This is a genomic window from Nitriliruptor alkaliphilus DSM 45188 (genome assembly GCF_000969705.1).
GTDB classification, from domain to species: domain Bacteria; phylum Actinomycetota; class Nitriliruptoria; order Nitriliruptorales; family Nitriliruptoraceae; genus Nitriliruptor; species Nitriliruptor alkaliphilus.
Genome location: NZ_KQ033901.1, coordinates 1,907,880 through 1,933,398, shown reverse-complemented (window position 1 = coordinate 1,933,398; position 25,519 = coordinate 1,907,880). Strand labels below are relative to the sequence as shown.

24 protein-coding genes and 1 pseudogene are annotated in these 25,519 nt (G+C 70.5%); 4 read left to right on the top strand and 21 right to left on the bottom strand.

Annotation, left to right across the window (positions count from 1 at the left end; translation table 11 throughout):
* Positions 1 to 8 precede the first annotated feature (8 nt).
* The 7 genes from NITAL_RS09115 to NITAL_RS09085 all read right to left on the bottom strand — a co-directional run bounded on the left by NITAL_RS09115 (position 9) and on the right by NITAL_RS09085 (position 7,451).
* Positions 9 to 671, bottom strand: coding sequence for a GntR family transcriptional regulator (locus NITAL_RS09115; protein ID WP_211262302.1), 663 nt, complete (start codon positions 669 to 671; stop codon positions 9 to 11).
* Positions 672 to 841: 170 nt separating this feature from the next.
* Positions 842 to 1,405 carry a cyclodeaminase/cyclohydrolase family protein gene (locus NITAL_RS09110; RefSeq protein WP_281175596.1) on the bottom strand — a complete coding sequence of 188 codons (564 nt, stop codon included), beginning with the start codon at positions 1,403 to 1,405 and terminating at the stop codon, positions 842 to 844.
* Between the two features lie 11 nt (positions 1,406 to 1,416).
* Positions 1,417 to 3,120 (bottom strand): formate--tetrahydrofolate ligase, encoded by a 1,704-nt coding sequence (locus tag NITAL_RS09105; RefSeq protein ID WP_052665956.1) that lies wholly within the window; start codon positions 3,118 to 3,120, stop codon positions 1,417 to 1,419.
* Positions 3,117 to 4,043, bottom strand: a complete 927-nt coding sequence (locus tag NITAL_RS09100) for a methylenetetrahydrofolate reductase (RefSeq protein WP_211262301.1) — start codon at positions 4,041 to 4,043, stop codon at positions 3,117 to 3,119. Before NITAL_RS09100 ends, NITAL_RS09105 begins: the two co-directional genes overlap by 4 nt.
* Before the next feature lie 43 nt (positions 4,044 to 4,086).
* On the bottom strand, positions 4,087 to 5,016 hold the full coding sequence (locus NITAL_RS09095; RefSeq protein WP_052669544.1) for a pyridoxal-phosphate dependent enzyme: 930 nt from the start codon (positions 5,014 to 5,016) through the stop codon (positions 4,087 to 4,089).
* A gap of 246 nt (positions 5,017 to 5,262) precedes the next feature.
* Positions 5,263 to 5,715 (bottom strand): universal stress protein, encoded by a 453-nt coding sequence (locus NITAL_RS09090; protein ID WP_052665955.1) that lies wholly within the window; start codon positions 5,713 to 5,715, stop codon positions 5,263 to 5,265.
* Positions 5,716 to 5,801: 86 nt separating this feature from the next.
* Positions 5,802 to 7,451 (bottom strand): BCCT family transporter, encoded by a 1,650-nt coding sequence (locus tag NITAL_RS09085; RefSeq protein ID WP_245617726.1) that lies wholly within the window; start codon positions 7,449 to 7,451, stop codon positions 5,802 to 5,804.
* A gap of 361 nt (positions 7,452 to 7,812) precedes the next feature.
* Here NITAL_RS09085 and NITAL_RS09080 point away from each other — a divergent pair, with 361 nt between their 5' ends.
* Positions 7,813 to 8,598, top strand: a complete 786-nt coding sequence (locus tag NITAL_RS09080; protein WP_052665953.1) for an IclR family transcriptional regulator — start codon at positions 7,813 to 7,815, stop codon at positions 8,596 to 8,598.
* 69 nt (positions 8,599 to 8,667) lie between these two features.
* On the opposite strand, the pseudogene NITAL_RS29385 reads toward NITAL_RS09080, so the two are convergent.
* Positions 8,668 to 8,755 (bottom strand): annotated as a pseudogene (locus tag NITAL_RS29385) (hydroxypyruvate isomerase); the annotation flags it as partial.
* A 212-nt stretch (positions 8,756 to 8,967) separates the two neighbouring features.
* Here NITAL_RS29385 and NITAL_RS09075 point away from each other — a divergent pair.
* The gene (locus NITAL_RS09075) at positions 8,968 to 10,176 is read left to right on the top strand and encodes a Gfo/Idh/MocA family protein (RefSeq protein WP_052665952.1); all 1,209 of its coding nucleotides are present in this window, start codon (positions 8,968 to 8,970) and stop codon (positions 10,174 to 10,176) included.
* Here NITAL_RS09075 and NITAL_RS09070 read toward each other — a convergent pair.
* From NITAL_RS09070 to iolG, 6 genes are all read right to left on the bottom strand, one after another.
* The gene (locus tag NITAL_RS09070; protein ID WP_052665951.1) at positions 10,169 to 10,549 is read right to left on the bottom strand and encodes a hypothetical protein; all 381 of its coding nucleotides are present in this window, start codon (positions 10,547 to 10,549) and stop codon (positions 10,169 to 10,171) included. The two genes, NITAL_RS09075 and NITAL_RS09070, sit on opposite strands and share 8 nt — an antisense overlap.
* Positions 10,550 to 10,606: 57 nt before the next feature.
* Complete coding sequence (locus tag NITAL_RS09065; RefSeq protein ID WP_052665950.1) at positions 10,607 to 11,479, bottom strand: ATP-binding cassette domain-containing protein; 873 nt, start codon at positions 11,477 to 11,479, stop codon at positions 10,607 to 10,609.
* On the bottom strand, positions 11,476 to 12,549 hold the full coding sequence (locus NITAL_RS09060; RefSeq protein ID WP_211262299.1) for an ABC transporter permease: 1,074 nt from the start codon (positions 12,547 to 12,549) through the stop codon (positions 11,476 to 11,478). The genes NITAL_RS09065 and NITAL_RS09060 overlap by 4 nt, the downstream gene beginning before the upstream one ends.
* Positions 12,550 to 12,612: 63 nt before the next feature.
* On the bottom strand, positions 12,613 to 13,596 hold the full coding sequence (locus NITAL_RS09055) for a sugar ABC transporter substrate-binding protein (RefSeq protein ID WP_083441384.1): 984 nt from the start codon (positions 13,594 to 13,596) through the stop codon (positions 12,613 to 12,615).
* A 67-nt stretch (positions 13,597 to 13,663) separates the two neighbouring features.
* Positions 13,664 to 14,566 (bottom strand): sugar phosphate isomerase/epimerase family protein, encoded by a 903-nt coding sequence (locus NITAL_RS09050; protein WP_052665947.1) that lies wholly within the window; start codon positions 14,564 to 14,566, stop codon positions 13,664 to 13,666.
* Between the two features lie 123 nt (positions 14,567 to 14,689).
* The gene (gene iolG, locus NITAL_RS09045) at positions 14,690 to 15,715 is read right to left on the bottom strand and encodes an inositol 2-dehydrogenase (RefSeq protein ID WP_052665946.1); all 1,026 of its coding nucleotides are present in this window, start codon (positions 15,713 to 15,715) and stop codon (positions 14,690 to 14,692) included.
* Positions 15,716 to 15,819: 104 nt separating this feature from the next.
* Between iolG and NITAL_RS09040 the strand changes: the two genes are divergently transcribed.
* Positions 15,820 to 16,818, top strand: coding sequence for a LacI family DNA-binding transcriptional regulator (locus NITAL_RS09040; RefSeq protein WP_052665945.1), 999 nt, complete (start codon positions 15,820 to 15,822; stop codon positions 16,816 to 16,818).
* A gap of 101 nt (positions 16,819 to 16,919) precedes the next feature.
* Here the strand turns inward: NITAL_RS09040 and NITAL_RS09035 are convergent, their stop codons facing one another.
* Genes NITAL_RS09035 through iolC form a run of 5 tightly spaced genes read right to left on the bottom strand, consistent with a single transcriptional unit; the run spans position 16,920 to position 23,168 of the window.
* Complete coding sequence (locus tag NITAL_RS09035) at positions 16,920 to 18,416, bottom strand: CoA-acylating methylmalonate-semialdehyde dehydrogenase (RefSeq protein WP_052669543.1); 1,497 nt, start codon at positions 18,414 to 18,416, stop codon at positions 16,920 to 16,922.
* Between the two features lie 47 nt (positions 18,417 to 18,463).
* Complete coding sequence (gene iolD / locus NITAL_RS09030; RefSeq protein ID WP_052665944.1) at positions 18,464 to 20,368, bottom strand: 3D-(3,5/4)-trihydroxycyclohexane-1,2-dione acylhydrolase (decyclizing); 1,905 nt, start codon at positions 20,366 to 20,368, stop codon at positions 18,464 to 18,466.
* A gap of 4 nt (positions 20,369 to 20,372) precedes the next feature.
* Positions 20,373 to 21,257 (bottom strand): 5-deoxy-glucuronate isomerase, encoded by an 885-nt coding sequence (gene iolB / locus NITAL_RS09025; RefSeq protein WP_052665943.1) that lies wholly within the window; start codon positions 21,255 to 21,257, stop codon positions 20,373 to 20,375.
* On the bottom strand, positions 21,254 to 22,162 hold the full coding sequence (locus NITAL_RS09020) for a Cgl0159 family (beta/alpha)8-fold protein (protein WP_052665942.1): 909 nt from the start codon (positions 22,160 to 22,162) through the stop codon (positions 21,254 to 21,256). The genes iolB and NITAL_RS09020 overlap by 4 nt, the downstream gene beginning before the upstream one ends.
* Before the next feature lie 4 nt (positions 22,163 to 22,166).
* Positions 22,167 to 23,168: a 5-dehydro-2-deoxygluconokinase gene (iolC, locus tag NITAL_RS09015; protein WP_052665941.1), complete on the bottom strand. Its 1,002-nt coding sequence runs from the start codon at positions 23,166 to 23,168 to the stop codon at positions 22,167 to 22,169.
* A gap of 206 nt (positions 23,169 to 23,374) precedes the next feature.
* Between iolC and NITAL_RS09010 the strand changes: the two genes are divergently transcribed.
* On the top strand, positions 23,375 to 24,115 hold the full coding sequence (locus tag NITAL_RS09010; RefSeq protein ID WP_052665940.1) for a GntR family transcriptional regulator: 741 nt from the start codon (positions 23,375 to 23,377) through the stop codon (positions 24,113 to 24,115).
* Positions 24,116 to 24,122: 7 nt separating this feature from the next.
* On the opposite strand, the gene NITAL_RS09005 is transcribed toward NITAL_RS09010, so the two are convergent.
* Both NITAL_RS09005 and NITAL_RS09000 read right to left on the bottom strand, forming a co-directional pair.
* Entirely contained in the window at positions 24,123 to 24,281 is a 159-nt protein-coding gene (locus NITAL_RS09005) for an aldehyde dehydrogenase family protein (RefSeq protein WP_211262296.1), read from the bottom strand.
* Between the two features lie 32 nt (positions 24,282 to 24,313).
* Positions 24,314 to 25,360, bottom strand: coding sequence for a DUF4331 family protein (locus tag NITAL_RS09000; protein WP_052665938.1), 1,047 nt, complete (start codon positions 25,358 to 25,360; stop codon positions 24,314 to 24,316).
* Between the last annotated feature and the right edge of the window lie 159 nt (positions 25,361 to 25,519).

The following is a 25,519-nucleotide window of genomic DNA, read 5'->3' as shown; positions in this document are numbered from 1 at the left end:
CGGAGGCGTCACAACAACTGACGGATCTGTTGCTCGAAGCCGATGACGTGGTCCCGGGCGATGGCCTCGGCGGTGGCTTCGTCGCCGTCGAGGATCGTGCGGAGCAGTTCGCCGTGCTCCCCGACCGCGTCCTCCAGCCGTGGCACCCGGTCGAGCGCCAGGAACCACAGCCGCAGCGCCAGGACGTAGTAGCGATCGAGGGCCGCCTCCAGGAACGGGTTGTGCACGGCGCGGTAGATCAGGCGGTGGATGCGCTGGTCGAGGTGGATGAGCTGAAGCTCGTCGGGCTCGTCGTCGCCGGCGGCGATGGTCTCGATCTCGTCGAGGAGGGCCCGCAGGTCGTCACGGTCGTCGGCGTTGGCGCGACGAGCCGCCAGCCGGGCGGCGAACCCCTCGAGTTCGACGCGGACCTCCGAGATCGCCCCGAGGTCGCCGACGTCGATGGGCCCGACCTGGATGCCGCGGCGGGGGTAGACCTCGACGAGGTCCTCGTCGGCCAGGCGCCGCAGTGCCTCGCGGATCGGGGTGCGGCCGAGGCCGAACTCCTCCATGAGGTCGCGCTCGTTGACGAGCGCTCCCGGCGGCAGTCGAAGCGTGACGATGCGATCGCGCAACAGGTAGTAGGCCTGGTCGCTCAACGACGTGCTCGGGGCGTGCTCGGGGACGAGCACGGCCAGACGCTGCAGCCGGGCGTGGCCGTCGTCGAGGGGGCTCGACGCGTCGAGATCCGCGTTGCTGGCCGTGGGACTGCTCCTGTGGACGACTCGGTCACCGTACAGATATATCAGTTCTATGGCAAGAGATATCTCAGTGGTGGGTGCGCCCCGCCCTGCCGATCCGTTCAGCGTGGCGGTTGCTCCAACGCGCCCACCACGACGCGGAGCTCGGCGCACCAGGACTCGGCCTGATCGACCGGCCCGTCGCCCAGGTCACCGAGCGATGCGTTGAGGCGGACCAGGTCCGCGGCGCTGCGGGCGGCGGCGTCCGCCAGTCGGACGCCGACCAGCGCATCGCCCCGCAGGTTCGGGTTGCCATCGAGGGCGACGGGCACGCCCAGCGTGGCGACCCGGTGCCCACGCTCGACGACACCGAGGGGCACGTCGGTGGCGGCCGACAGGGCCGCTCGCACGGCACGGCGACGCGCCGCCTCGTCGTCGTGGTCCGCACGTGAGGCGTCGAGGACGGCCGCGTAGGCGACGGTGTCCTCATCGGCGAGCCGCAGGGCCTCCCGCCGGATCGCGTCGGCCTCCTCGACGATCGCGGCCGTCTCGTCGCGGCCGTCGTCGAAGCGAGCGGCCATCGCCACGAGGCCCGCTGCGGCGGCGAGGGTCACCGCCGCCACGGCCCCACCGCCGGGCGCGGGCGCACGCGCCGCCACACGCTCGAGGTACTCCTCGAGGGTCAGGTCGTGCAGGTTCAGGACAGGCCCACGATCTCGCCGTCCTCGTCGATGTCGATGTGGTGGGCGGCCGGGTTCGAGCTCAGGCCCGGCATCGTGCGCATGTCGCCGCAGATGGGGTAGACGAACCCGGCGCCCACGGACGCCCGCACCTCACGGACGGGGAGGGTCCACCCCGTGGGGGCGCCGGTGAGGGTCGGGTCGGACGATATCGACAGGTGGGTCTTGGCGATGCAGACGGGCAGGTGGCCGAACCCGTTCGCCTCGTAGCTGTCCAGCTGCCGCTGCGCGCTGAGGTCGTAGGACACCCCGTCGGCGCCGTAGACCTTGGTGGCGACCGCCTCGATCTTCTCGCGCAGGCTGGCCTCGTCCGGGTAGAGCAGGCGGAACTCGCTGGGCTCCTCGGCTGCCTCGGCGACGGCTTCGGCCAGCTCGGCCGCACCGCGACCGCCATCGGAGAAGTGGCTGCTGACCGCCACGCGGGCGCCCATCTCCTCGGCGATCCGGCGGATCGCCTCGTGCTCGCTCGGGTGATCGGTCGGGAAGGCGTTGATCGCGACCACGGGCGAGACCCCGTGGACCCGGATGTTCTCGATCTGCTTGCGGAGGTTGTCCGCGCCAGCTTCCACGTCCCCGGGGTTCTCGGGGAGCATCCCCTCGGGCAGCGGCCGACCGGCGACGACCTTGTGGCGGCCGGAGTGCGCCTTGAGAGCACGGACCGTGGCCACCAGCACGGCCGCATCGGGCGTCAGCCCGGAGGCGCGGCACTTGATGTTGAAGAACCGCTCGGCCCCCATGTCGGCGCCGAACCCGGCCTCGGTGATCAGGTAGTCGCCGCCGCGGATCCCGATCAGATCGGCGACGATGGACGAGTTGCCGTGGGCGATGTTGCCGAACGGACCGGCGTGCACCAGGACCGGCGTGTTCTCCAGGGTCTGCATCAGGTTGGGCTTGATCGCCTCACGCATGATGACCGTCATGGCGCCCGCGGCCCTGAGGTCCTCGGCCGTGATGGGCTTGCCCTCGGTGCTGTTGCCGATGACGATCCGCCCCATCCGCTCACGCATGTCCTGGAGCGAGGTGGACAGGGCCAGCACCGCCATCACCTCGGAGGCGGCCGTGATGTCGAACCCGGCCTCGCGGATCACCCCGTCGAGGCGGGAGCCGAGCCCGCTGATGATGTTGCGCAGGGCCCGGTCGTTGACGTCCAGGACCCGCCGCCAGGTCACCGAGTGGCGATCGACGTTGAAGAAGTCGTCGTTGTGGTGGACGTGGTTGTCGATCATCGCTGCGAGGAGGTTGTGGGCCGCGGTCACGGCGTGCATGTCGCCGGTCAGGTGGAGGTTGAGCAGCTCCATCGGGACGACCTGGCTGTACCCGCCGCCCGCCGCGCCGCCCTTGATGCCGAACGTGGGGCCCATCGACGGCTGTCGGATCGCCACCGTGGCCCGCCGCCCGATGTGCGAGAACCCCTGCCCGAGACCGACCGTCGTGGTGGTCTTACCCTCACCGAGCGGCGTGGGGGTGATGGCCGACACCACCACGTAGCGGGCGGCCGGCCGGTCGGCCAGCTCCTCGATGGCGGCCAGCTTGATCTTGGCGACGCCGTCGCCGTACCGCTCCAACAGGTGGGGGCCGATGCCCATGTCGGCGGCGATGTCGTCGAGTGGCCGCAACGTCGCCTGGCGTGCGATCTGGAGATCGCTGGGGAAGCCGCTCATGCCCGTGCTCCTCGGCGCGGGGCGCGCCGCTGGTCGGTGTCGGTCACCCGATCGTCCGCGGTGGTGCGGAGCTGGGCCAGCAGTTGCTGGCGCCAGCGCTCGGTCTGGTCGACGTGGTTGAAGGTGAACAGGTGCCAACCGGCGACGCCGCTGTCGCGGTCGGCCACCGTCTCGGCGAGCTCGGACACGAGGTCGTCGGCCGTGTAGCCGGTCAGCAGCCGGGACACCACGCCTGACTGCTTGCGCAGGAAGCGGACCGAATCGCCGAGGCCGACGCGCATCGAGATGCGTACGAGCTTGGCCCGGTCGACGGCACCGGGGATGCCGAGGTGGATCGGGAGCGTGATCCCGCGGGCACGAACGGCCTGGATCCAGCCGACGATGACGGCGGGGTCGTAACAGATCTGCGAGACGATGTGCGTCGCGTAGGGCGCCTTGTCGGACATCGCCCGGATGGTGTCGTCGTCGGGGATGAAGGCGTGGCTCTCGGGGTAGCCGGTGATGCCGATCTCCCGCAGCTCGTGGCCCAGGTCGGCCATCTCCCTCAGCAGGTCGGCTGCGCCTTCGTACGGTCCGGCGGCCTCGGGCGCGTCGCCCGCGACCACGAACGCGGCGTCGATCCCGAGGTCCCGCAGGCGCCGCAACAGATCGGCGAGGTGGCGTCGGTCGCGGACGAGGCGGGCCGACAGGTGCGGGATGACCTGGAGATCGCGGTCCACCAGTCGCGCGCACAGGTCGAGGGTCGCGTCGATGCCCTTGGACGGGGACGCGGTGACCGTGACCGCCGCGCCGGCCGGCAGGTGGGCGATCTGCTCGTCGACGCCGGCGATCGGCAGGATCTCGAAGCGTGCCCGCTCGAGCGTCGCCGCCAGATCATCCCGGACACGGGGCGCCATCGAGCGAACGGATGTGTCGAAGCTCATGGTCCTCGAGCCCTCCTCGCGCCGGCCGCTCCGCGGCTGCGGCTCAGGTCGTCGTCACGTCGCTGAAGAGCTGGCTGAGGTACTTCTCGCCCTCGTCGCAGAAGACCGTGACGATGGTCGAGAGCGAGGGGTCCTCGGCGCGCAGTCGCTGTGCGGCGACGAAGTGGGCACCGGAGCTCGGACCGACGAACATGCCGTGGTCGCGGGCCAGCCGTCTCATGGCCGCCACGCTCTCGACGCTGGCGACCGACACGACGTCGTCGACGAGGTCGCGGTGGCGGGAGAGGATCCCGGGGACGAAACCGTCCGAGATGCCTTCGATGAGGTGGTGTCCCACCTCGCCACACAGGATGGTGCAGGATTCGGCGGGCTCGAGGGCGACCAGGCGGACCTGCGGGTTGACCTCACGGAAGGCCTGGCCGACGCCGATCAGGGTCCCACCGGTACCCACGCCCATGACGAGTGCATCCGGGCGGACGCCATCGGGAAGCTGCCGCAGGATCTCTGGTCCCAGCCAGGTGCGGTTCTCCTCGACGTTCCACTCCGACTCGAACTGTCCGGGCGCGAAGTACCCGGGGAGTCGCCCCAGTTCCTGCGCTCGGGCCAGGGCCGCGTTGACCTGGAAGTCGCCGACCAGCTCCACCTCGGCGCCGAACGCCCGGGAGATCGCGGACCGTTCCGGGCTCATGCCTCGTGGCATGACCACGACCATGCGGTAGCCCTTGACCGCAGCGAGCATCGCCATGGCGTTGCCCGTGTTGCCGCTGGAGGCCTCGACGATGGTGTCACCGGGACGCAGCAGTCCCTCGGCCTCGGCACGCTCGATGATGTAGCGGGCCAGCCGCGCCTTGACCGACCCCGACGGGTTGAGGAACTCGAGCTTCGCCCAGACACCGTCGACGCAGACCAGCGGGGTGTCGCCGATGGCGTCGAGGATGTCGCCAGACGGTCCGTGCGGCCGCGAGGGGTCCAACGGGGGCGGTGCGGCGAGGACGCCCTGGGCGTCCTGTGTCCCACTCGCGTTGCTCACTCCGCAACCTTCCTCGCTATGCGCAACAGTTTGCCCCGATGTCGGCGCGCGGTCAAGGGGCCGGGCAGCCCGGATCGCGCCCCACCGCGAGGCGCCGCTGCTCCGGCCCCGGGCCACCCAGCGCCGCCGGACACCGGTCAGCCACCCGCCGCCCCCAGGACGCCGGTGTGGACCACGGGGACGTCCGTACTACTGGGTCGACTCGCGTACGACCAGGACGGGTGACTTGGCGTGGCGGATCACCTGCTCGCTGACCGAGCCGAGCTTCAGGCCCGCGAAGCCGCCGCGACCCCGCGCTCCCACGACCACCAGATCGGCGTCGCCAGAGCGCTCGATGATCGCTCGCGACGGGCGGCGATCGGCGAGGATCGACCACTCGACCTCGAGGTCACCGACGTCGACCCCTGTCTCCTTCACCCACGCCTCCAGCTGCTCGGTGGCCTGGGCACGCACCACCTCGATGTCACGCGCGACATCGCGCCCCTTGGAGGGCGGGACCGGGAAGGCGGTCACCTGTTCGGGCGGATCGAAGATGTACACGATCTCCAGCACGGCACCCCGCCAGCGGGCCTCGTCCGCCGCGCGCTGCAGCGCGTCGACCGAGGTCTTGGATGCGTCGACACCGACCATCACGCGTTCCATCTGGGCTGAGCTCCTTCGTCGTGCGGGACCGATCCCGCTCGCAGCTGCCGGGTACCTCGGGGCGAGACACACCGAGCGCCGCTCCGCTACTGCGGTGTCAGCGTGTCGTCGCGCGGTTCACCGTCCGTCGGCTCCCCCGGCGCCGCCTGGGTACGGGCGGCCGCCGTGCGCCGTGCTTCGCGCCGGTCCGTCGAACCTTCGATCAGTGGTGCCGCCACCACATCGCGCAGGGTCATCCCTGGCTGTTCGCTGCGGAGCCCCTTCATGATCCCGACCATCGCCACGAGCAACACGACGGTGAAGGGCAGACCCGTCGCGATCGCCCCGGCCTGGAGGGCACCCAAGCCGCCGGCAGCCAGCAGCACCGCCGCGACGACACCCTCCGAGACCGCCCAGAAGACCCGCATGCCGACCGGCGGGTTCAGCGACCCACCGGACGCGATCATGTCGATGACGTAGGAGGCCGAGTCGGAGCTGGTGACGAAGAACACCACGATCACGAAGATCGTCACGATCGACGTCAAGGTCGTCCACGGGAGCTGCTCGAGCAGCGCGAACATGGCGAACTCGGTCGCCTCGAAGGTCGGTCCGACGATGTCGCCGGCGCCTTCCAGCTCGATCTCCAGGGCGGAGTTGCCCATCACGGTGAACCACAGGAACGAGACCGCCGACGGCACGAGCAGCACGCCGAGGATGAACTCGCGGATGGTCCGGCCGCGGGAGATGCGAGCGATGAACGTCCCCACGAAGGGCGCCCAGGACACCCACCAGGCCCAGTAGAAGATGGTCCAGCCGCTCAGCCAGGCGCCCTGCTCGTTGTCGTAGCTGCCGCTCCAGAACAGCAGTTCCACGAAGTTGGTGACGTAGTTGCCGATGTTCTCGACGTAGGCGCCGAGGAGCAGCATCGTCGGTCCGACGAGTGCGATGAACAGCAGCAACAGTCCCGCCAGGGTGATGTTGAGTTCCGACAGGCGGCGGATCCCCTTGTCGATGCCGGTCACCACCGAGATCGTGGCGACCAGGGTGATGCCGGCGATCAGGCTGATCTGCACGCCCTGGCTGACCCCCACGCCGAGGACGCGGTTGAGGCCCGCGTTGATCTGGGCGACCCCGAGGCCGAGGGACGTCGCGACGCCGAACATGGTCCCGAAGATGGCCAGGGTGTCGACCAGGTTGCCCGCCCACCCGTGCATCCGCTCCCCGATCAAGGGGTAGAGGGCGGAGCGGACGGTCATGGGCAGATCGTGCCGGTAGCCGAAGTAGGCCAGCGACAGGCCGAGGACGGCGTAGACGGCCCAGGCCCCGAGTCCCCAGTGGTGGAAGCTCAGCAGCAGAGCCTCGCGCGCAGCCTCGGCGGTGTTGGATTCCACGCGTGGTGCGCCCGCAAAGTGGAAGACGGGCTCGGCGACGCCCCAGAACACCAGCCCGATGCCCATGCCGGCGCTGAACAGCATCGCGAACCAGGTGAGGTAGCTGTAGTCCGGGACGGCGTCATCCGGGCCGAGCTTGACGCTGGCGTAGCGCCCGATCACCAGCCACAGGCAGAACAGCAGCAGCAGCCCGATCGCACCGATCATGAACCAGCCGAGGTTCGCCGTGATCCAGTCACGCGTCGCACCGAGGCGCCGGTCGGCGTCCTCGCTGAACAGTGCCCCGTAGATGACGAACAGGACGATGACGCCCGCCGAGACGGGGAACACCACGGGATGGATGTGCTCTCTGGACCGTGCCAGCATGGACGACACCGGCGCTCCTCTCTCCCAGGGCCCGGCGTGACGACGCCACACCGGGCGGTCGTTAGGGGGCGTGCACCACGCCCTCCTGGGCTGCCGCCGCTCCTCCCAGAGGCGGTGGCGACCCGACAGGTGTTGCGCTCAACGAGACGATTGCGAGGACTGCAACGAACTCTGTCCGCAGCAGGGCAGGCGGTCAAGAAGTAGTGAGGGCAGCGGCCCTGGAGCACCCAGACCGGGCGCCTGCCGCCCAGGGGTACGCGCGAAGCGTGCGGCGGCGGTCGGTCAGGCTGGGACCACGGTCCTGGTGGAGCGCCGGATGGGCCAGCCGGGCGTGCGGTCGAGGTCGGGTACGGTGCCGTGCATGAGCGTTGACGCTGTGCCAGGTGACACCCGCCCGAAGGCAGCGGTGCAGTCCGTCGACCGTGCCATCTCCATCATGGAGATCCTCGCGCGTGACGGCTGGTCGGGCGTCACCGAGATCTCCAAGGAACTGGAGGTGCACAAGTCCACCGTGTTCCGTCTGATGGCGACGCTGGAGGCGCGCGGCATCGTCGAGCAGCACGCTGGCAGCCAGAAGTACCGCCTGGGCTTCGCGATGGTGCGTCTGGCAGCGGGCATCAGCGGCGACGTCGATCTCGCCGAGATCGCTCGCGATGTCTGCGAGGACCTGAGCGCCCGGACCAACGAGACGGTCAACCTCGCGGTCTTGCGGGACGGCGAGGTGGTCAGCATCGAGCAGATCAACCTCTCGTCGGCGATCATCTCCGTCGACTGGGTGGGCCAGTTCCATCCCCTGCACGCCACCGCGACCGGCAAGGTGTTCCTGGCCTTCGGGTCCGGTGAGCTCCATGACGGCGACACGCTCGACCTGCCCAGCGTCACGCCGCACACGCTGACCGACCCGGAGCTGCTGCGCAAGGACCTCGAGGCGGTCCGTGAGCAGGGCTACGCGATCACGGTGAGCGAGCTGGAGATGGGACTCAACGCCGTGGCCGCACCGGTCCGCCAGGCGGATGGTTCCCTGGTCGCGGCCATCGTGATCTCCGGTCCGGAGTACCGCTTCCACGAGCGGGATCTGCACGATGTCGGTGGCCTCGTGCGCGCTGCGGCCGAGAGCGTCTCGCGTCGGCTCGGCTGGCTCGCCTGAACCGCCCGCCCCCTACGCCGGCGCGTCGCCCACGTCCCTCCTCGGGGATGGCGCCCGAGTTGTCTCGCTCGCCGATCTCGGCGCGTGCCGCCGCGATGGCCGGGTAGTTGATCTCGCCGGTACCGGGTTCGCACCGGCCGGGGATGTCGGCCACCTGCGTTGTGCGGAAGACCATCTCGCTGCAGACGGCCAGGTCGAACGGGGATGCGCCGCTCGGCGTCGCGGGCAGCTCGTCGGACACGGCACCCCTCCTGTCGTTCGTCAAGATGTAAGATCAATCTATTGACGTGGAGAACCTTCGCCTCTGCGGTCGTCCACGCCTGCCGCACCCGGACGACCTGGCCGACGGAGGGCGCGAGGAGGTAGGTGATGGAGCAGACCACGCCGCGGGCGGACGGTCCCGCGGAGCTCGGCATCGGCGTCGTCGGCTTCGGCTGGATGGGGCAGGTGCACACGCGCGCGTACACCCGGGTCCGCCATCACTACCCGGACCTGGCGGTGACACCGAGGCTGGTCGCCGTCGTCGACGAGGTGGCCGATCGAGCCGAGCACGACGCTCGCCCGTACGGCTTCCCGCGTGTGGCGAGGCACTGGCGGGAGCTGGTGGAGGATCCGGAGATCGAGGCCGTGAGCGTCACGGTGCCGAACTTCCTCCACCGTGAGATCGGCGTCGCCTTCGCCGAGGCCGGAAAGCACCTGTGGATCGAGAAGCCGGTGGGTCGCGATCTGGCCGAGGCCCGGGACGTCGCGCGCGCTGTCGCGGCGGGGGGCGTGCGATCCACCGTGGGCTTCAACTACCGGTTCGTCCCCGCCGTGGCGCACGCCCGGCAGCTCATCCGCGACGGACAGCTCGGCCGCGTCACGCACGCCAGCGTCCGGCTGCTGGCGGACTACGCGGCACATCCGCAGGGCGTGCTGTCGTGGCGCTTCCAGCGCGCCCTCGCGGGCTCGGGGGTGATGGGCGACCTGGTGTCCCACGGCATCGACCTGGTCCACCACCTGCTGGGTGACGTCGACCGTCTCGTCGCCGACGAGGCCGTGTTCATCCCGGAGCGTCCCCGGCCGGGAGGCGCCACCAGCCACTACGCGACCGGTGACGGCGAGCTCGGACCGGTCGAGAACGAGGACTGGGTCGCCTGCCTGCTGCGGCTCGCCAGCGGCGGCCGTGTGACGCTGGAGGCCAGCCGCGTCAGCGTCGGTGAGCAGAACAACTACGGCTTCGAGGTCCACGGCACCGACGGTGCCGTGGCTTGGGACTTCCGGCGCATGGGCGAGCTCGTGCACACCGCCGGTGACGGTCACCAGAACCAGGCCCGGACCACCGTGCTGGTCGGCCCCGGCCACGGCGAGGTCCACCGGTTCCAGCCGGCCGCGTCCATCCCCATGAGCTTCGATGACCTCAAGGTCGCCGAAGCCGCCAGCTTCCTGCGGTCGATCGCCGAGCAGGAACCTCACGGGCCGACGATCGACGACGCGGTCCGGGCCGCCGCGGCGATGCAGGCCATGACCCGATCCCTCGCCTCCGGCACGTGGGAGCAGGTGGAGCGGTTCGTGCCTGAGGCGGAGGGGATCAGCTAGCCAGGCCGAGCGCCTCCCGGGCACGGGCGATGTCGGTGGTCGCCACGACCACCTCGCCCTTCGCCCCGAAGTAGGAGACCTGCACCACGGCGCCGGCCTGCGTGATCCTGCGCGCGATGCTGAGGGGGTCCCCGTGCGTCGATTGGTCGAGCACGAGCACGTCCCGGACGTCGAGGACGAGCGCCCCCTTCTCTGTCGCGACCTCCCGGACGGCCTCCACGTCGGCGTCGTCGACCGTGACGTGGGCGACCCGGCCCTCCAAGCGCGGGAAGAAGCAGCCAGCGACCATCGCGATGCCTCGCTCCGCGAGGCCACCGAGGATCGCGGTCGGACGACCGACCGCCGTGTCCATGACCATCACGATGTCCTTCACGGCTCCGTCCTCCGACCCTGGGTGGCGGTCACCACCTCACTCGTCACCTTCACCCCATCACTCCCCGTGCGCCTCGGCCTCGAACTCCCGGGCGGCTTCGGCGAGCTCCGCAGCCTCGGCCGGCGTGCTGCCCTCGGCAGCGGCCCGGAGCTCGTGGGACAGCACCTCGAGGTCGGCGCCTCCGGCCATCATCTGGACCAGCTGCTCGAGCGCGAGATCCTCCTTCGCGAAGTCCCCGAAGATCCTGCCGCGGCGGAGGATCACGAAGTGGTCCCCGACCGGGTAGGCGTGGTGCGGGTTGTGGGTGATGAAGATCACACCGATACCGCGCTGCTTGGCCTGCAGGATGTAGCGCAGCACGACGCCGGCCTGCTTGACCCCGAGTGCAGCGGTGGGCTCGTCGAGGATCAGCACCTTGGCGCCGAAGTAGACCGCACGAGCGATCGCGACCGACTGGCGCTCGCCCCCCGACAGGGTGCCGACCGGCTGGTCGGGATCGCGTACGTCGATCCCCATCTTGCCCATCTCTTCGCGGGTGGTCGCCTTCGCGCCCTCCACGTCGAACCACTTCACCGGCCCGAACCCCTTCCTCGGCTCGGAGCCGAGGAAGAAGTTCCGCCAGATCGACATGAGCGGGATCATCGCGAGGTCCTGGTAGACGGTCGCGATCCCCTGCTCCAGTGCCTCCCGGGGGGAGTCGAACTCCATCTGCTCCCCGTCGAACCGGTACTCGCCCTCGTCTGGCCGGTGGACACCTGCCAGGGTCTTGATGAGGGTCGACTTGCCGGCACCGTTGTCGCCCAGCAGGCAGGTGACCTCACCGGCACGCACGAACATCGACACATCCTGGAGTGCGATGACGCTGCCGAAGTACTTCGAGATGCTCCTGACCTCGAGCAACGGGGCCGGGCCGTTCGTTGTCGTGCTCATCCGCGCATCGCCTTCTGTCGGACGTAGTTGTTGAAGATCACGGCGAGGACCAGCACCGCGCCGACGAACACCTGGAACCAGTCACCGTCGACGCCGGTGACGATGATCCCCTGCTGCACCATCGCGAAGATCAGCGCACCGAGGAACGCCCCGACCGCCGAGCCGTAGCCACCCGTCAGCAGCGTGCCGCCGATCACGACGGCGATGATGGCCTCGAACTCGCGCAGGGTGCCGCGCAGGGAGTCGGCACCGTCGGCGGGGATCACCGTCACGAGCATGGCGAGCATCGCGGCGACCGCCGTCATCATGAACAGGGCCACCTTGACTCGGACGACGGGGACACCGATGTTGCGAGCCGCGTCTGCGGCTCCACCGGCGCCGAAGATCCAGTTGCCCTGCCGTGTGCGCAGCAGCACCCAGGTGGCCAGCGCGGTCAGGCCGACCCACCAGAGGATCGAGACCCGGAAGGCGCTCCCGAACAGCTGGATCTGCTTCGCGAACAGCGCGTGGGCGAGGCCGTAGCCCTCGACCTGGCCGAGACCCGAGAGCTGGGTGCGGTTGGTCATCACACGGGGTACGGCGATCGCCAGACCCCGGAGGATGAGCAGCATCCCCAGCGTGATGATGAAGCTGGGCAGTCTGGTCAGGATCACCAGGGTCCCGTTGAAGAACCCGACGACGAGCATGATCACGAGCGCGGCCAGGATGGCGGGCCACAGTCCCCACCCGAGTCCACCCATCGCCTCGGGTGTCACGAGGATCATGACGACCATGCCCGAGAACCCGATGGCGGATCCGACGGAGAGGTCGAACTCCCCCGCGATCATGAGCAGGGCGACGGCCACCGCGAGGATGCCGAGCGGCGCAGCCCGGTTCAAGATCGCGGCAGTCACGCTCCAGCTGACGAAGTTGTTGTCCCAGGCCACGATCGCGAAGAACGCCCACACGATGACGACGCCCACCAGGGCACCGAGTTCCGGGCGCGTGAGCAGCTTCTTGATCGGACTGACCTGCCGGAGGCGTTCCTCCACGGCCGCCGGGGGGGCGGTCTCAGTAGTCGTACCGGCCACGTTCTCTCTCCCTCAGGTGGGCCGGTGGTCGAGACAGGCGTACTGCCCCGACCACCGGGGTCTCTAGCGCAGCCCGCGCGCCGAGAAATCGACCACGTCCGCCGCGACGTCCGCGGTCACCAGCTGCGGGCCGGTCAGGATGACCCGGTCGACCGAGCCGAGCGGCAGCGCACCGGTCTCCAGGTACTTCGTGAGCAGCACGATCGGCAGGTAGCCCTGCAGGTACTGCGCCTGGTCGATCGCGAACAGCATCGTCTCGTCGGCCACCGCCTCGAGCACCTCCGGCGACAGGTCGAAGGTGGCGAACGCCACGTCGCCGACCTGGCCGACCTCCTCGAGCGCCGCCATCGTCGGTCCGGCGCCCGTCGGGCCGAGCGTCAGGATGCCGTCCGGGTTGCGGGTGGACAGGGCACCGGCGACCGCCGCCTGCGCTCCGGTCGGGTCCGCGAGGTTGACCGGGATGACCTCGACGTCGCCGCCGAGACCGTCGGCGAAGCCCTCACACCGCAGGTCGAGGGCCAGGTTCCCGACCTCTTGGTTGATGCACAGTGCGTTCGTGACCCCTTCCTCGGCGAAGCTCTGACCGGCGATGAGCCCCGCCTCGTACTCGGTCTGGCCGACGTGCGCCAGGACGCCGAGGTCCGCGAAGGACTCCGCACCGGAGTTCATGGAGACCACGGGGATGCCCGCGGCGACCGCAGCACGGATCTCCGGCCCGAGGGCGCCCGGATCGGGGATGGTCACGATCAGTCCGTCGGGTGCCGACGCGACCGCGGCGTTGATGATCTGGCTCATCTCCACCATGTCGAAGGTTCCGGGTGCCTGGTACTCGACCCGGATGCCCATGTCCGCGGCGGCGTCGTTCGCACCGTTCGCCGCGACCGACCAGAAGGGGTCGGCCGACTGGCCGTGCGAGACGACCACGAACCGGTAGTCGCGGTCATCAGCGGTCACCGTCGCCTCGGCGGCTTCACCGTCCTGCCCACCGCATCCCGAGGCCAGCACGGCGACTGCCGTGACCATGCTGAGCCATGTCCATCGCTTCATGTGCTGCTTCTCCCTGCTCAGGTCGTCGTTGCCGACGCTCGTCCCGCCCTCCGTGGAGGGCCTTCGCTCACCCTGTCCGGCCGTCGATCTCCGCGAGGAAGCCGAGGCTGGCGGCGGCCGCGGCCGCGGGACCGTCCGGATCGTCCGGATCGTCCGCGGTGTCGTCGACCACCGTGTCCTGCTCGAGCACGTACCACCCGTCGTAGCCGGCGTCGTCCAACAGGCGGACGATGGTCGCGATGTCCACGTCGCCGCGACCGAGCGGCTCGTACAGCCCAGCCGCGACCGCGTCGCGGTAGTCGTGGTCCCCGGCACGGAGTTGCTCGGCCAGCGTGCCGTTCACGTCCTTCAGGTGAACATGGCGCACGCGGGTCGCGGCCGCGCGCGTGACGGCCACCGGGTCGGCGCCCCCGACGAGGAGGTGGCCGATGTCCAGACACAGGTCGATGTCCGACTCGTTGAGGAGCCGCTCCACGTCCTCGCCACGCTCGATCATGGTCCCGTAGTGCGGGTGCAGGACGGCCACGAGGCCGTGATGGGACGCGACCTCCGTGGCCGCCTTCAGCCCGGCGACCAGCTGCCGCCATCCGTCGGCGTCCAGGGCGCCTGCGGTCGCGTAGCCCTCGCTGCCGGTGGCGGCCGCCAGGATCAGCAGCTCCGCCCCCGTGGCGCCCAGGAAGGCGGCCTGACGCTGGACGGCTGCGAGCGCGTCGTCCCGTCGTTCGGGCAGGTGAAGCGGCGCCGGCACGAAGCCGCCGACGAGGCCTAGCCCGTACCGGTCCAGCAGCTGGTGGACCGCACCGGCCTCCGATGGCAGGAACCCCTCCGGTCCCGCCTCGATCGCCGTCAGCCCCAGCTGCGCGATGTCTCCGAGCACGCGATCCGGCGGCAGTTGCACCCCCCAGTCGGGCACCTCGCAGACGCCCCACGTGATGGGGGCCCCGGCGACCCGGCGGCGACCGCTGGCCATCGGCCAGGCTCCTCTCCCACGCTCCCTGTCGTGCGGGCACGACAGCCTCTCCGCGGCCAGCCTACGTTGGAACGTTCCAACTTGCAAGGAGAATGTTGGAACGTTCCAATCCTTTAGCAGAGATCAGGCGGCCTCGGCGGCCACGTCGGCGACCTTCACCGGGCAGCCCCCGGCCCGCAAGGATGCTCCCGCGGCGAGCCCGAGGATCAAGGGCACCCGCGCCGCGCGGCCGTCGACCTCGGGCATCCGGTCCGTACGCACCACGTCGACGAAGGCCTCCCACTGCGCCACGAAGCTGTCGAGGTACCGCTCGACGAAGAACGTGGGGACCGCCGCGAGGCTCGCCCCGTCGCTGGTCTCGAGCACCGCGTGGTTCGACCGGTGGTTGTCGGACCGGACCTGGCCGGCGGTGCCGAGGACCTCGACGCGTTGGTCGTAGCCGAACCCGGAGCGGCGACAGTTGTCGATGACCGCCAGTGCCCCACTCTCGTAGCGCAGGGTGAGGAGGGCGGTGTCGATGTCTCCCGCTCCCCCGATCGCCGGGTCCACCAGGGCGGCGCCGGCAGCGGCGACCTCGGTGACGCGTTGCCCCACGAGGAAGCCGGCCATGTCGAAGTCGTGGATGGTCATGTCGAGGAACAGCCCACCGGACCGCCGGATGTACTCCAGCCCGGGAGGGGCAGGATCACGGCTGGTGATCCGCACGACGGTCGGTGTCCCTACGGCGCCGGCGGCGACCCGATCGCGGACGGCCCGGTGGCTGGAGTCGAAGCGCCGGTTGAACCCCACCTGCAGCTTGACGCCTGCCTCGTCCACGGCGGCGATCACCCGGTCCACCTCGTCGAGGTCGAGGGAGATCGGTTTCTCGCTGAACACGTGCTTGCCGGCGCCGGCCGCACGCTCGATCAGGTCCGCGTGCGTGTCGGTGCTCGTGCAGACCGCGATCGCATCGACGTCGGCAGCCAGTACCTCGTCCACCGAGGTGGCGACGGCGACGTCCAGGTCGGCGGCGACCCGGGAGGCGACCTCCGGGACGGCATCCTGCACGACGACGAGGCGCGCCCCGGGCACCCGACGGGCCAGCAGTTCGGCGTGCATCTGCCCGATCCGACCGGCGCCGAGGAGCCCGAGCCTCACCGGAACAGCCATGAGCCACCCTCCTGTCACTCAGAGCCGTTGGAACGTTCCAAGTTCGAAGCATAGTCTGGCGGTATGATGAGTCGCCACCCCGTGTTCTGTCGACGGAGGCGTGCGTGAGCCAACCGACCATCCGCCACGTAGCGGAGCGTGCGGGCGTGTCGAAGTCACTCGTCTCCCTGGTGATGCGTGGCTCGTCCAAGGTGTCGGACGAGCGGCGCCGGCTGGTGCTCGCTGCCGCGGAGGAGATCGGGTACCGACCCAACGCTGCGGCACGCAGCCTGGTCCGGCAGGAGTCTCACCACCTCGGCCTGATGGTGTCGGACCTGCGCAACCCGTTCTTCGCGGAGGTGACGGAGGGCATCGTCGCCGCCGCGAACGCTCAGGGGTACCGCGTCCTCATCAACTCGGGCTTCCTGTCGCCGGCACGCGAGACGGAAGCCCTGGAGACGCTGCTCGAGTTGCGGATGGACGGCATCCTGATGGCCGGCGCACGCGTGGCGAGTCGTGTCATCCGACACGTCGCGGCGTCGGTGCCGGTGGTGGCGATCACCCGGAGCGTGCGTCTGCCTGGCGTAGATGTCGTCGTGAACGACGATCACATGGGCGCCGGGCTGGCCGTGGACCACCTCGTGGAACTGGGACATCGCCGGATCGCCCACATCGACGGTGGCAGCGGCAGCGGCGCGAACCGCCGCGCACGCGGCTACGTCGCGACGATGGAGCGCCACGGCCTCGCCAGCCACGTCCGGCAGGTGCGTGCCGACTTCACCGAGGAGGCAGGCGAGGCAGGCGTCGCGCAGTTGCTGGCCGATGGGCCTCGGCCGACGGCGATCTTCTGCGCCAACGACTACCAGGCGGTGGGCGTGCTGGACGCGCTGCGGGAAGCCGGCCTCGACGTGCCACGCGACGTCTCCGTGGTGGGGTACGACAACGTGCACCTGGCGTCGCTGCGACGGCTGGACCTCACGACGATCCACCAGCCACGCCAGGAGATGGGCGAGCAGGCTGCCCGGCTGCTCCTGGAGCGGCTGACCACCGACCGGGAATCGCGCCGGGTCATCATCCCACCGAAGCTGGTGGTCCGCGGCACCACCGGCCCCCCACCGAGGTGACCCGGGGGGGCCGCGAGTGAGGTAGCCGCGGAGCGCGGCTCGGGACGTGGTCGGCGTGCCTGCATCACGTGGCGGCCAGGGCGGCGAGCCGCGCGGGGCAGCTACTGCGCGGTGGGCATGTCCAGCGAGGCGCCGGCGCTGCCGCCGATGTGGGGCCAGCGCGCGGTGACGACCTTGCCGCGGGTGTAGAAGGACACGCCTTCGGGGCCGTGGATGTGCCGGTCGCCGAACAGGGAGTCCTTCCAGCCGCCGAACGAGTAGAAGGCCATGGGCACCGGCACCGGCACGTTGATCCCGATCATGCCCACCTGCACGCCCCGCATGAACCGCCGGGCGGCGCCCCCGTCGTTGGTGAACACGGCGGTGCCGTTCCCGTACGGGTTGGCGTTGATCAGCGCGATGGCCTCGTCGACGGTGTCGGCCCGGAGCACCGACAGCACCGGCCCGAAGATCTCGTTGGTGTAGACGTCCATGTCGGTGCCGACCTGATCGATCACGGTCGGGCCGACGAAGAACCCGTTCTCGTGACCCGGCACCACCAGGTCGCGGCCGTCGACGGTGACCTTGGCGCCCTGCTCCTCGCCCGAGCCGATGAACCCGACGATGCGGTCCCGCGCCTCAGCGGTGACCACCGGACCCATCTCGCTTGCCGGGTCGAGGCCGGGGCCGACCTTGATCGCCCGCGCCTTGGCGTCCAGCACCTCGACCAGCCGGTCGCCGGCCCCACCGACCGCCACCGTCGCGGAGATCGCCATGCAGCGCTCGCCAGCCGATCCGAAGGCCGCCGCCGTGAGGTGATCGGTCGCGAAGTCGAGGTCGGCATCGGGCAACACGATCGCGTGGTTCTTGGCACCGCCCAGCGCCTGGATCCGCTTGCCGTTGGCGGTCCCCCGCTCGTGGATGTACTTCGCGATCGGGGTCGAGCCGACGAACGAGATGGCCGCCACGTCGGGGTGGTCCAGCAGCGCATCCACGGCCTCCTTGTCGCCGTGGACGACGTTGAAGACCCCATCGGGCAGACCGGCCTCCTTCCACATCTCGGCGAGCAGGTTCGAGGTGGAGGGGTCCCGCTCGCTGGGCTTGAGGACGAACGCGTTGCCGCACGCGATGGCGATCGGGAACATCCACATCGGCACCATGGCCGGGAAGTTGAACGGGGTGATGCCGGCCACGACGCCGAGGGGCTGCCGGAACGCGAACAGGTCCACGTCCGTGGAGACCTGGTCGGAGTACTCGCCCTTGAGCAGCTGCGGGATCCCGCAGGCGAACTCCACCACCTCGAGGCCCCGCTGGACCTCCCCGAGCGCGTCGGAGAGCACCTTGCCGTGCTCGGCCGTGATCACCCGGGCGATCTCCTCCGCCCGGGCGTTGACGATCTCGCGGAAGCTGAACAGCACCTTGGTGCGGCGGCTGGTGGAGGTCTCCGCCCACCCGGCCGCGGCCACGCGGGCGGTCCGGACGGCCTCGTCGACGTCCTGGCTGGTAGCCAGCAGGACGTCGCCGGTCTGCTCGCCCCGCGCGGGGTCGAGGACGCGGCCACGACGCGTCGACGTTCCGGCCGTGAACGTGCCCCCGATCCAGTGTTCGATGGTCTTCATCGGGACATCCTCATGCAGGTGCTCGGTGTGCGTACGGTCGCTGACGTTCACAGGTACGGGCGCTGGGTCACCTTCCGAGCCTCGTAGGTCGCGCGCGCCTGGCGGGTGGAGTCGAGGTCGGCGATCTCGGACACCGGGACGTCCCACCAGGACTCGCTGCCGGGCGCGGAGACGAGCGGGTCGACCTCGACGTGGACGAGCACCGGGCGTGGCTCCGTCGACGCTTTGGCGTCGGTGAGAGCCTTGCGGAACTCGTCGATGCCCTCGGGGCGCAGGACCCGGACGCCGAGGCTCTCGGCGTTGGTGGCCAGGTCGACGGGCAGCAGATCGCCGTCCAGCCGCCCCGTCTGCGGGTTCCGCTGCCGGTAGCGGGTGCCGTAGCGCTGCGAGCCGAGCTCCTCCGACAGGGCCCCGATGGAGGCGAACCCGTGGTTCTGGACCAGGACGACGATGATCTTGACGCCCTCCTGGACCGCGGTGACCAGTTCCTGAGCGAGCATCAGGTAGGAGCCGTCGCCGACCATGACGAACACGTCGCGATCGGGGCAGGCCATCCGGATGCCCAGGCCGCCGGCGATCTCGTAGCCCATGCAGGAGAAGCCGTACTCGACGTGGTAGCCCTTGGGGTCGCGTGTGCGCCACAGCTTGTGGAGATCGCCCGGCATCGAGCCGGCGGCGCAGACGACCACATCACGCGGGCCGGACGACTCGTTGACGGCGCCGATCACCTCGGACTGCGCCGGCAGGGGAGCGTGTCCCAGGTGGTAGGCCGCCTCGACGGTCCGGTCCCACGCTGCGCCGACGCGCCGCGCGAGCTGGCGGTACTCGTCGGACGTCGACCACCCCTCCAGCGCGTCGGTGAGGGCGACGATCGTTCCGCGGGCGTCGCCGACGACCATGACGCCGGCGTGCTTGGCGGCGTCGAAGGCGGCCACGTTGACGTTCACGAACCGCACGTCGGGGTGCTGGAACGCGGTGCGCGATGCGGTCGTGAAGTCGCTGTAGCGCGTGCCGATCCCTACGACCACGTCGGCCTCCCGCGCGATCCGGTTGGCAGCCGTCGTCCCCGTCGACCCGATCGCACCGAGCGCCAACGGGTGGTCGTAGGGCAGCGACCCCTTTCCCGCCTGGGTCTCCGCCACCGGGATGCCGGTGGCCTCGACGAAGGCCCGCAGCTGGTCGGTGGCCTCGGAGTAGATCACGCCCCCGCCGGCGACGATCAGGGGCCGCTGGGCGCCGCGGATCACCTCCAGGGCGCGCGCGAGGGCGGCCAGCTCCGGCTGCGCGCGGGCCACGTGCCACACCCGCGGGTCGAACAGCTCCAGCGGCCAGTCGTACGCCTCGGCCTGCACGTCCTGGGGCAGCGCGACGGTGACCGCACCGGTCTCGACCGGGTCCGTCAGGACCCGCATCGCACCCATCAGCGCGGCCGGCAGCTGCTCCGGCCGGGACACCCGGTCGAAGTAGCGCGACAGCGGCCGGAACGCGTCGTTGACGCTGACGTCCGGCCCGAGGGGGTACTCCAACTGCTGCAGCACCGGGTCGGGAGCCCGCGTCGCGAAGATGTCGCTCGGCAGCAGCAGCACCGGCAGCCGGTTCACGGTCGCCAGCGCCGCCCCGGTCAGCATGTTGGTGGACCCCGGCCCGACCGAGGCGGTGCACGCCCAGGTCGATAGCCGGTTCCGCATCCGGGCGAAGGCCACCGACGCGTGCACGATGCCCTGCTCGTTCCGGGCCAGCACGTACGGCATCACCGGGTCGCCACCCCCGTCGAGGTCGGCGAGCTCTTGCTGGAGCAGGGCCTGCCCCACACCGGCGACGTTGCCGTGACCGAAGATCCCGAAGGTGCCGGCGATCAGTCGTCGTTGGACGCCGTCGCGTTCCGTGTGCTGGGCGGCGAGGAACCGCACCAGGGCCTGAGCGACGGTCAGCCGGATCGTGCTCCCAGTCATGGCGCTACTCCGAGGGGGCCGGGCCGGTCAGCGGCAGACGGGGGTCGACGGGCTCGTCCTGCCACGTCTCGCGGATCCAAGCGTGGACGGGGTCGTCGCAGATGCGCCAGGCCCGCTCCGCCCCCGGACCGGCCATGACGTTGAGGTAGTAGAGGTCGTAGCCGGGCACCGCCACCGATGGGCCGTGCCAGCCGTGAGGGATGAGCACGATGTCGCCGGTCCGGACCTCCGCGAGCACGTCGATCGGGCGGTCGTCGGTGCCGTAGACCCGCTGGTACGCCATCCCGGGACCCGTGGGGCCGTCGCCGACCTCGAAGTAGTAGATCTCTTCGAGGGCGGTCTCCTCGCCCGGCCGTTCCTCGTCGTGTTTGTGGGGCGGGTAGGAGGACCAGTTGCCGCCCGGCGTGTAGACCTCGCAGGCGATGAGCCGGTCGGCCTCGAACCGGTCGGGGGTGCAGAAGTTGACGACCTGCCGCGAGGCCGGGCCGGCGCCACGCAGCTCCACCGCCACGTCGGAGGCCGGGACGTAGCGCGCGGGCAGCCGCCGGCGCGCCCGCGCGCCGGGGATGGCGAACCGCCCGCCGTCGCGGCTGGTGATCGTGACGGTCGACTCCCGGGGGGCGTACACGAAGTCGCTGACGGCGGCGAACACCCCCGACCGGCCCTGCAGTTCGTGCTTCTCGCCGTCGATGTCGACGACGCAGGAGCCCTCCAGCGGCAGCACCACCACCTCGTCCTCGCCGGTGGCGAGGGTCTGGCTGCCGCCCGTCTCCAGCGCCGCGACCCGCAGGCTGGAGTAGCCCCACCCGGCGGCGTCCGGATCGACGTCGAGCGCGAACCCGTTCCGAGCGAGGGCTCCGGCCGGGTGATGCAGTGGGGGACGCGTCACGCCATCGCTCCGTCGTGCGCTGGCTGGCCACTGTGGACCATGGCCACCGCGGTGTCGACGGCGGCGCCGACGTCACCGTCCGGTGGGAACAACAGCGTCCGGCCGACGATCAGTCCCCGCACGCCGGGCAGCGCCAGCGTCGCCTGCCACGCGGCGAGGTACTCCTCCGGCGGGCCCGTCGGGTCCCCGCCCAGCAGCAGCGTGGGCAGGGTCGTGGCCCGCATGACCTGCGCCATGTCGGGCACCACCGGCAGCTTCAGCCAGGTGTGGCGGCTCGTGCGCCCCAGCCCGCTGGCGATCCCGACCGATCGGACGACGGCATCCGTGGTGAGCACGTTGGTGAGCTTGCCGTCGACCCGGGTCGAGATGAACGGCTCGACCATCGCCATCAGCCCCCGGTCCGCCAGTTGGTCGACGGCGCGGGCGCTGGCCTCGAGGGTCGCGATGCTGCCCCCATCGTCGTAGTCGATCCGCGTCAGCATCTTGCCGCCGTCGAAGCGCATGGCCGCGATCGTCTCGGCGTCGTAGCCGGTGAACCGGTCGTCCAGCTCGAAGGACGCGCCTGCCAGGCCACCGCGGTTCATGGACCCGATGATGACCTTGTCATCCAGGGCCCCGAGGAGGAGCAGGTCTTCGAGGATGTCGGCCGTGCCCAGCACCCCATCCACCCCCGGCCGTTCCAGTGCGGCGACCAGCCGGGTGAGCAGCTCCTCGCGGTCACCCATCGCCGTCGGATCGCCGCCGGCACCGATCGCCCCCCGCGCCGGATGGTCCGCGGCGATCAGCATGAGCCGACCGTCCGCGGGCAGGTGCGGCGGGCGCCGGCGTCCCGCGGCCACCTCCAGCACCGCCTCGGGATGGTGCGCCCGCGTACGGCGCAGAGCGTCGAAGTCGAGCTCTCTCACGACGTCACTCCTCGGAGCCGGAGGACGTGGCGTCCGCCAACGCGGCCTCCACTTCCTCGGTTGTGGGCATGGCGGTGGAGCACTCGAGCCGTCCCGCGACGATCGCGCCCGCGACGTTGGCGAAGCGCAGCGTGCGCTCCAGCGACCAGCCGGCCAGCAGACCGTGGCACACCGCCCCACCGAAGCTGTCCCCCGCCCCCAGGCCGTTCACGACGGCCACCGGGTGGGGGGGCACGACCACCGATCCATCGGCGGTGCGCCCGAGCACCCCGGCCGGGCCCTGCTTGACGATCGCGACGTCCACACCCGCGGCCAGCAACGCGTCGGCGGCTCGGTCGGGGTCCCGCTCCCCCACCGCCGTGTCGCACTCATCGAGGTTGCCGATCGCGACGGTCACCTGCGGCAGGATCTTCTGGATCTCGGCCCGCGCGGCGACCCTGGACTCCCAGAACATCGGCCGGTAGTCGAGATCCAGGATGGTGTACTGACGGCGCTGGCGGACGTCGAGCGCGGCGTGGTGCGCGGACCGGCTGGGCTCATCCGACAGGCCGGTCGTGGTGACCCACACGATCCGCGCATCGCGGATCGCGTCGAGGTCCAGTTCGTCGGGCCGGATCTCCAGGTCGGGAGCTTTGGGCTCGCGGTAGAAGTAGATGGGGAAGTCGTCGGGCGGGAAGATCTCACAGAAGGCCACGGGTGTGGGCAGGCCTGCCACAGCGGAGACGTAGCGGTCGTCGACACCCAGCTGCTGCAGGGCTCGGTGCACGAAGCGGCCGAAGGGATCGTCACCGGTACGGGTGACGATCGCGGTTCGCCGGTCGTGCCGGGCGGCCGCGACCGCCACGTTGGTCGCCGTCCCGCCGAGGAACTTCCCGAAGGTCTCGACGTGCTCGATCCCCACGCCCGTCTGCAGGGGGTAGACGTCGACCCCGACGCGACCCATCGCGAGCACGTCGTAGGGCGGTGGGGACGTCACGCCTCTTCGCTCCCTCGTGTCCGGGGGCATGGGTCGGGGGGGCAACACCCTCTGCCAGCTCACCCTAGGGCTCCCTGCAGCATATGTCAATACTATGTCATTACGTTCTTACAAATGGGTCTTACGAAGAGGAGTGTGCGCCGTATCCAGCGACCCCACCTCCTGACAGAACGACCTGACGACAGGTGGAACTGGTATCCGGGGTAGGATCGTCGGGCCACGGAAGGAACGAACCGGTGCAAGGCGTCACCTTCGACCTCGACCGTGCGAGCCCCGTGCCGCTCTACTACCAGGTCGCGCGCTGCCTCGAGGACGCCATCGAACGGGGCGACCTCGGCCAGGGCGACCGGATCGACAACGAGACCGACCTCGCGCAGCGGCTCGGCATCTCCCGGCCCACGGTCAACCGCGCCATCCAGGAACTGGTCAACAAGGGCATGGTCGTGCGGCGGCGCGGCGTCGGCACGCAGGTGATCGGCAACGCCGTCCGGCGACCGCTGCGGCTCACCAGCCTGTACGACGACCTGCAGCGCTCCGGCCAGGAACCATCCACGGAGGTGCTCAAGTTGGAGGTCGGCCAGGCCACCGAGGAGAAGATCGAGCGCTTGGGCCTCGAACCCGGCCAGAAGGTGGTCGCCATCGAACGACGGCGCTCCGCGGGTGGACGCGCGATCGCGCTGATGCGGAACTGGCTGCCCGCCACGGTCGCCGGGGACCTCACCATCTCGGCGCTCGAGTCCGGCGGCCTCTACGCGTATCTGCGCACCAAGGGCGTGCGCCCGCATCTGGCGGAGCAGCGCATCGGCGCGACCGCCGCGACGGAAGAGGAGGCCGCGCGCCTGGGCGTCGAGGTGGGGGCGCCGCTGCTGACGATGGAACGCACGGCGTACGACGACACCGGGAGCGTGCTCGAGTTCGGGTCTCACGTCTACGACGCCGGCAACTACTCCTACTCGATGACCCTGCTGGAGAACTGACGCTCGGTCAAGGGGCAGCGAGTTCGTCGAGGTGGCTGCGCACCAGCTCTCGGAAGGCGAAGAGCACGGCGGCCCGCCGTGTGAGCGACGTCTCGGACCACGCCGGGAACGCCTCGGTCGCGGCCGCCACGGCCGCGTCCACGTCGCTGCGTTCCGCCAGGCTCACCTCGGCTCGCTGCCGGCCCGTCGCGGGCGACATCAGGCCGGCGCGAGTTCGGCGTCCGCGTCGGACCCCTCACCGATCGGGAGAGCCAGGTACGGCAGATCGTCGCGAAGCTCGCCGGGCGCGGACGTGGCGTCCAGGCCGAGGGGCACCGCCGCGCCCAGCACGATCGCGAACATGACCTCGGGTGCACACTCCGTCAGCCCACGCCCGTTGCGGGCCGTGAACCCGAAGCACGCGGACGTGCCGATCTCGTAGCGCAGCACGTCGGGCAGGAGCAGGTCGCGGACGCGGCTGCCGTGCTCCGCTGGGTCGCTGGCCGAGCCCAGCGCGGACGCTGCGCCGGCAGCCATCGCCGCGAACCGTTCGCCGTAGATCTCGTCGTCGTCGCGCGGGTGCGTCGTGTTGTACCCGCTGGCCTGGTCGGAGTCGTCGGGATGGAAGATGGTGTTGACCAGCGGCTGGGCGCACCGGTTGATCTGGCGCCACCCACCGGCATCGGTCGCGAGCGCCGTGGTCGCCCAGAAGGCGATGTGGCGCGCGCCGAACACCTCGTCCGGTACCTCGAGGACGATGGTGGACACGTTGGTGCCCGCGAAGGCGTTGGCGTGCTCGACCCTCACCACGTCATCCAGGTCGAGCCGCACGCCGCTCGTCACGGCACGGACGACCGGGCCGACGACCCCTCCGTCGATGTAGAACGGATCGGCTGCCGGGCCGGCCCACACACGCAGCCCGTTGTCCGCTTCCAGTGGCTGCTGGGTGGCCCCGCTGAGGACGGGTCGCACATCGGCATCGCGGTCCTGGGCGTCGATGCCTCGCAGCTCGCGCAGCTCGAGCGACTGGAGACCGTCGGGCTCCATCGGGCCGAACCGGACCTGGAAGGTGAGGTCCTCGACGACATCCCCATCGGTGTCGATCCGGAACTCGTAGAGGCCTTCGGGATGGAACCCGCCGGCTCCCGACAGCGGGTTGGCGTTCAGCACGAACACGGTGCCACGTCGCCCGCGGAACAGGTAGACGTCGCTGATGTCGAGCCGCGGATCCTCACGGGCGAGCGGCGAGTCGAGGTGGTGGGACATGGCGCGTTGCCTCCCTACCCCCCGTGTCGGTCCCCCGCACGTGGCGAGGAGAACGCTCGTTCTCCTCCCCGGCGCGTACGATAGAGAACGGCCGTTCTCGCGTCAACCCTTCGGCGCGGGAACCGGCCTCTCTGCCGCCGCCACCGTCACGAGGGCTTC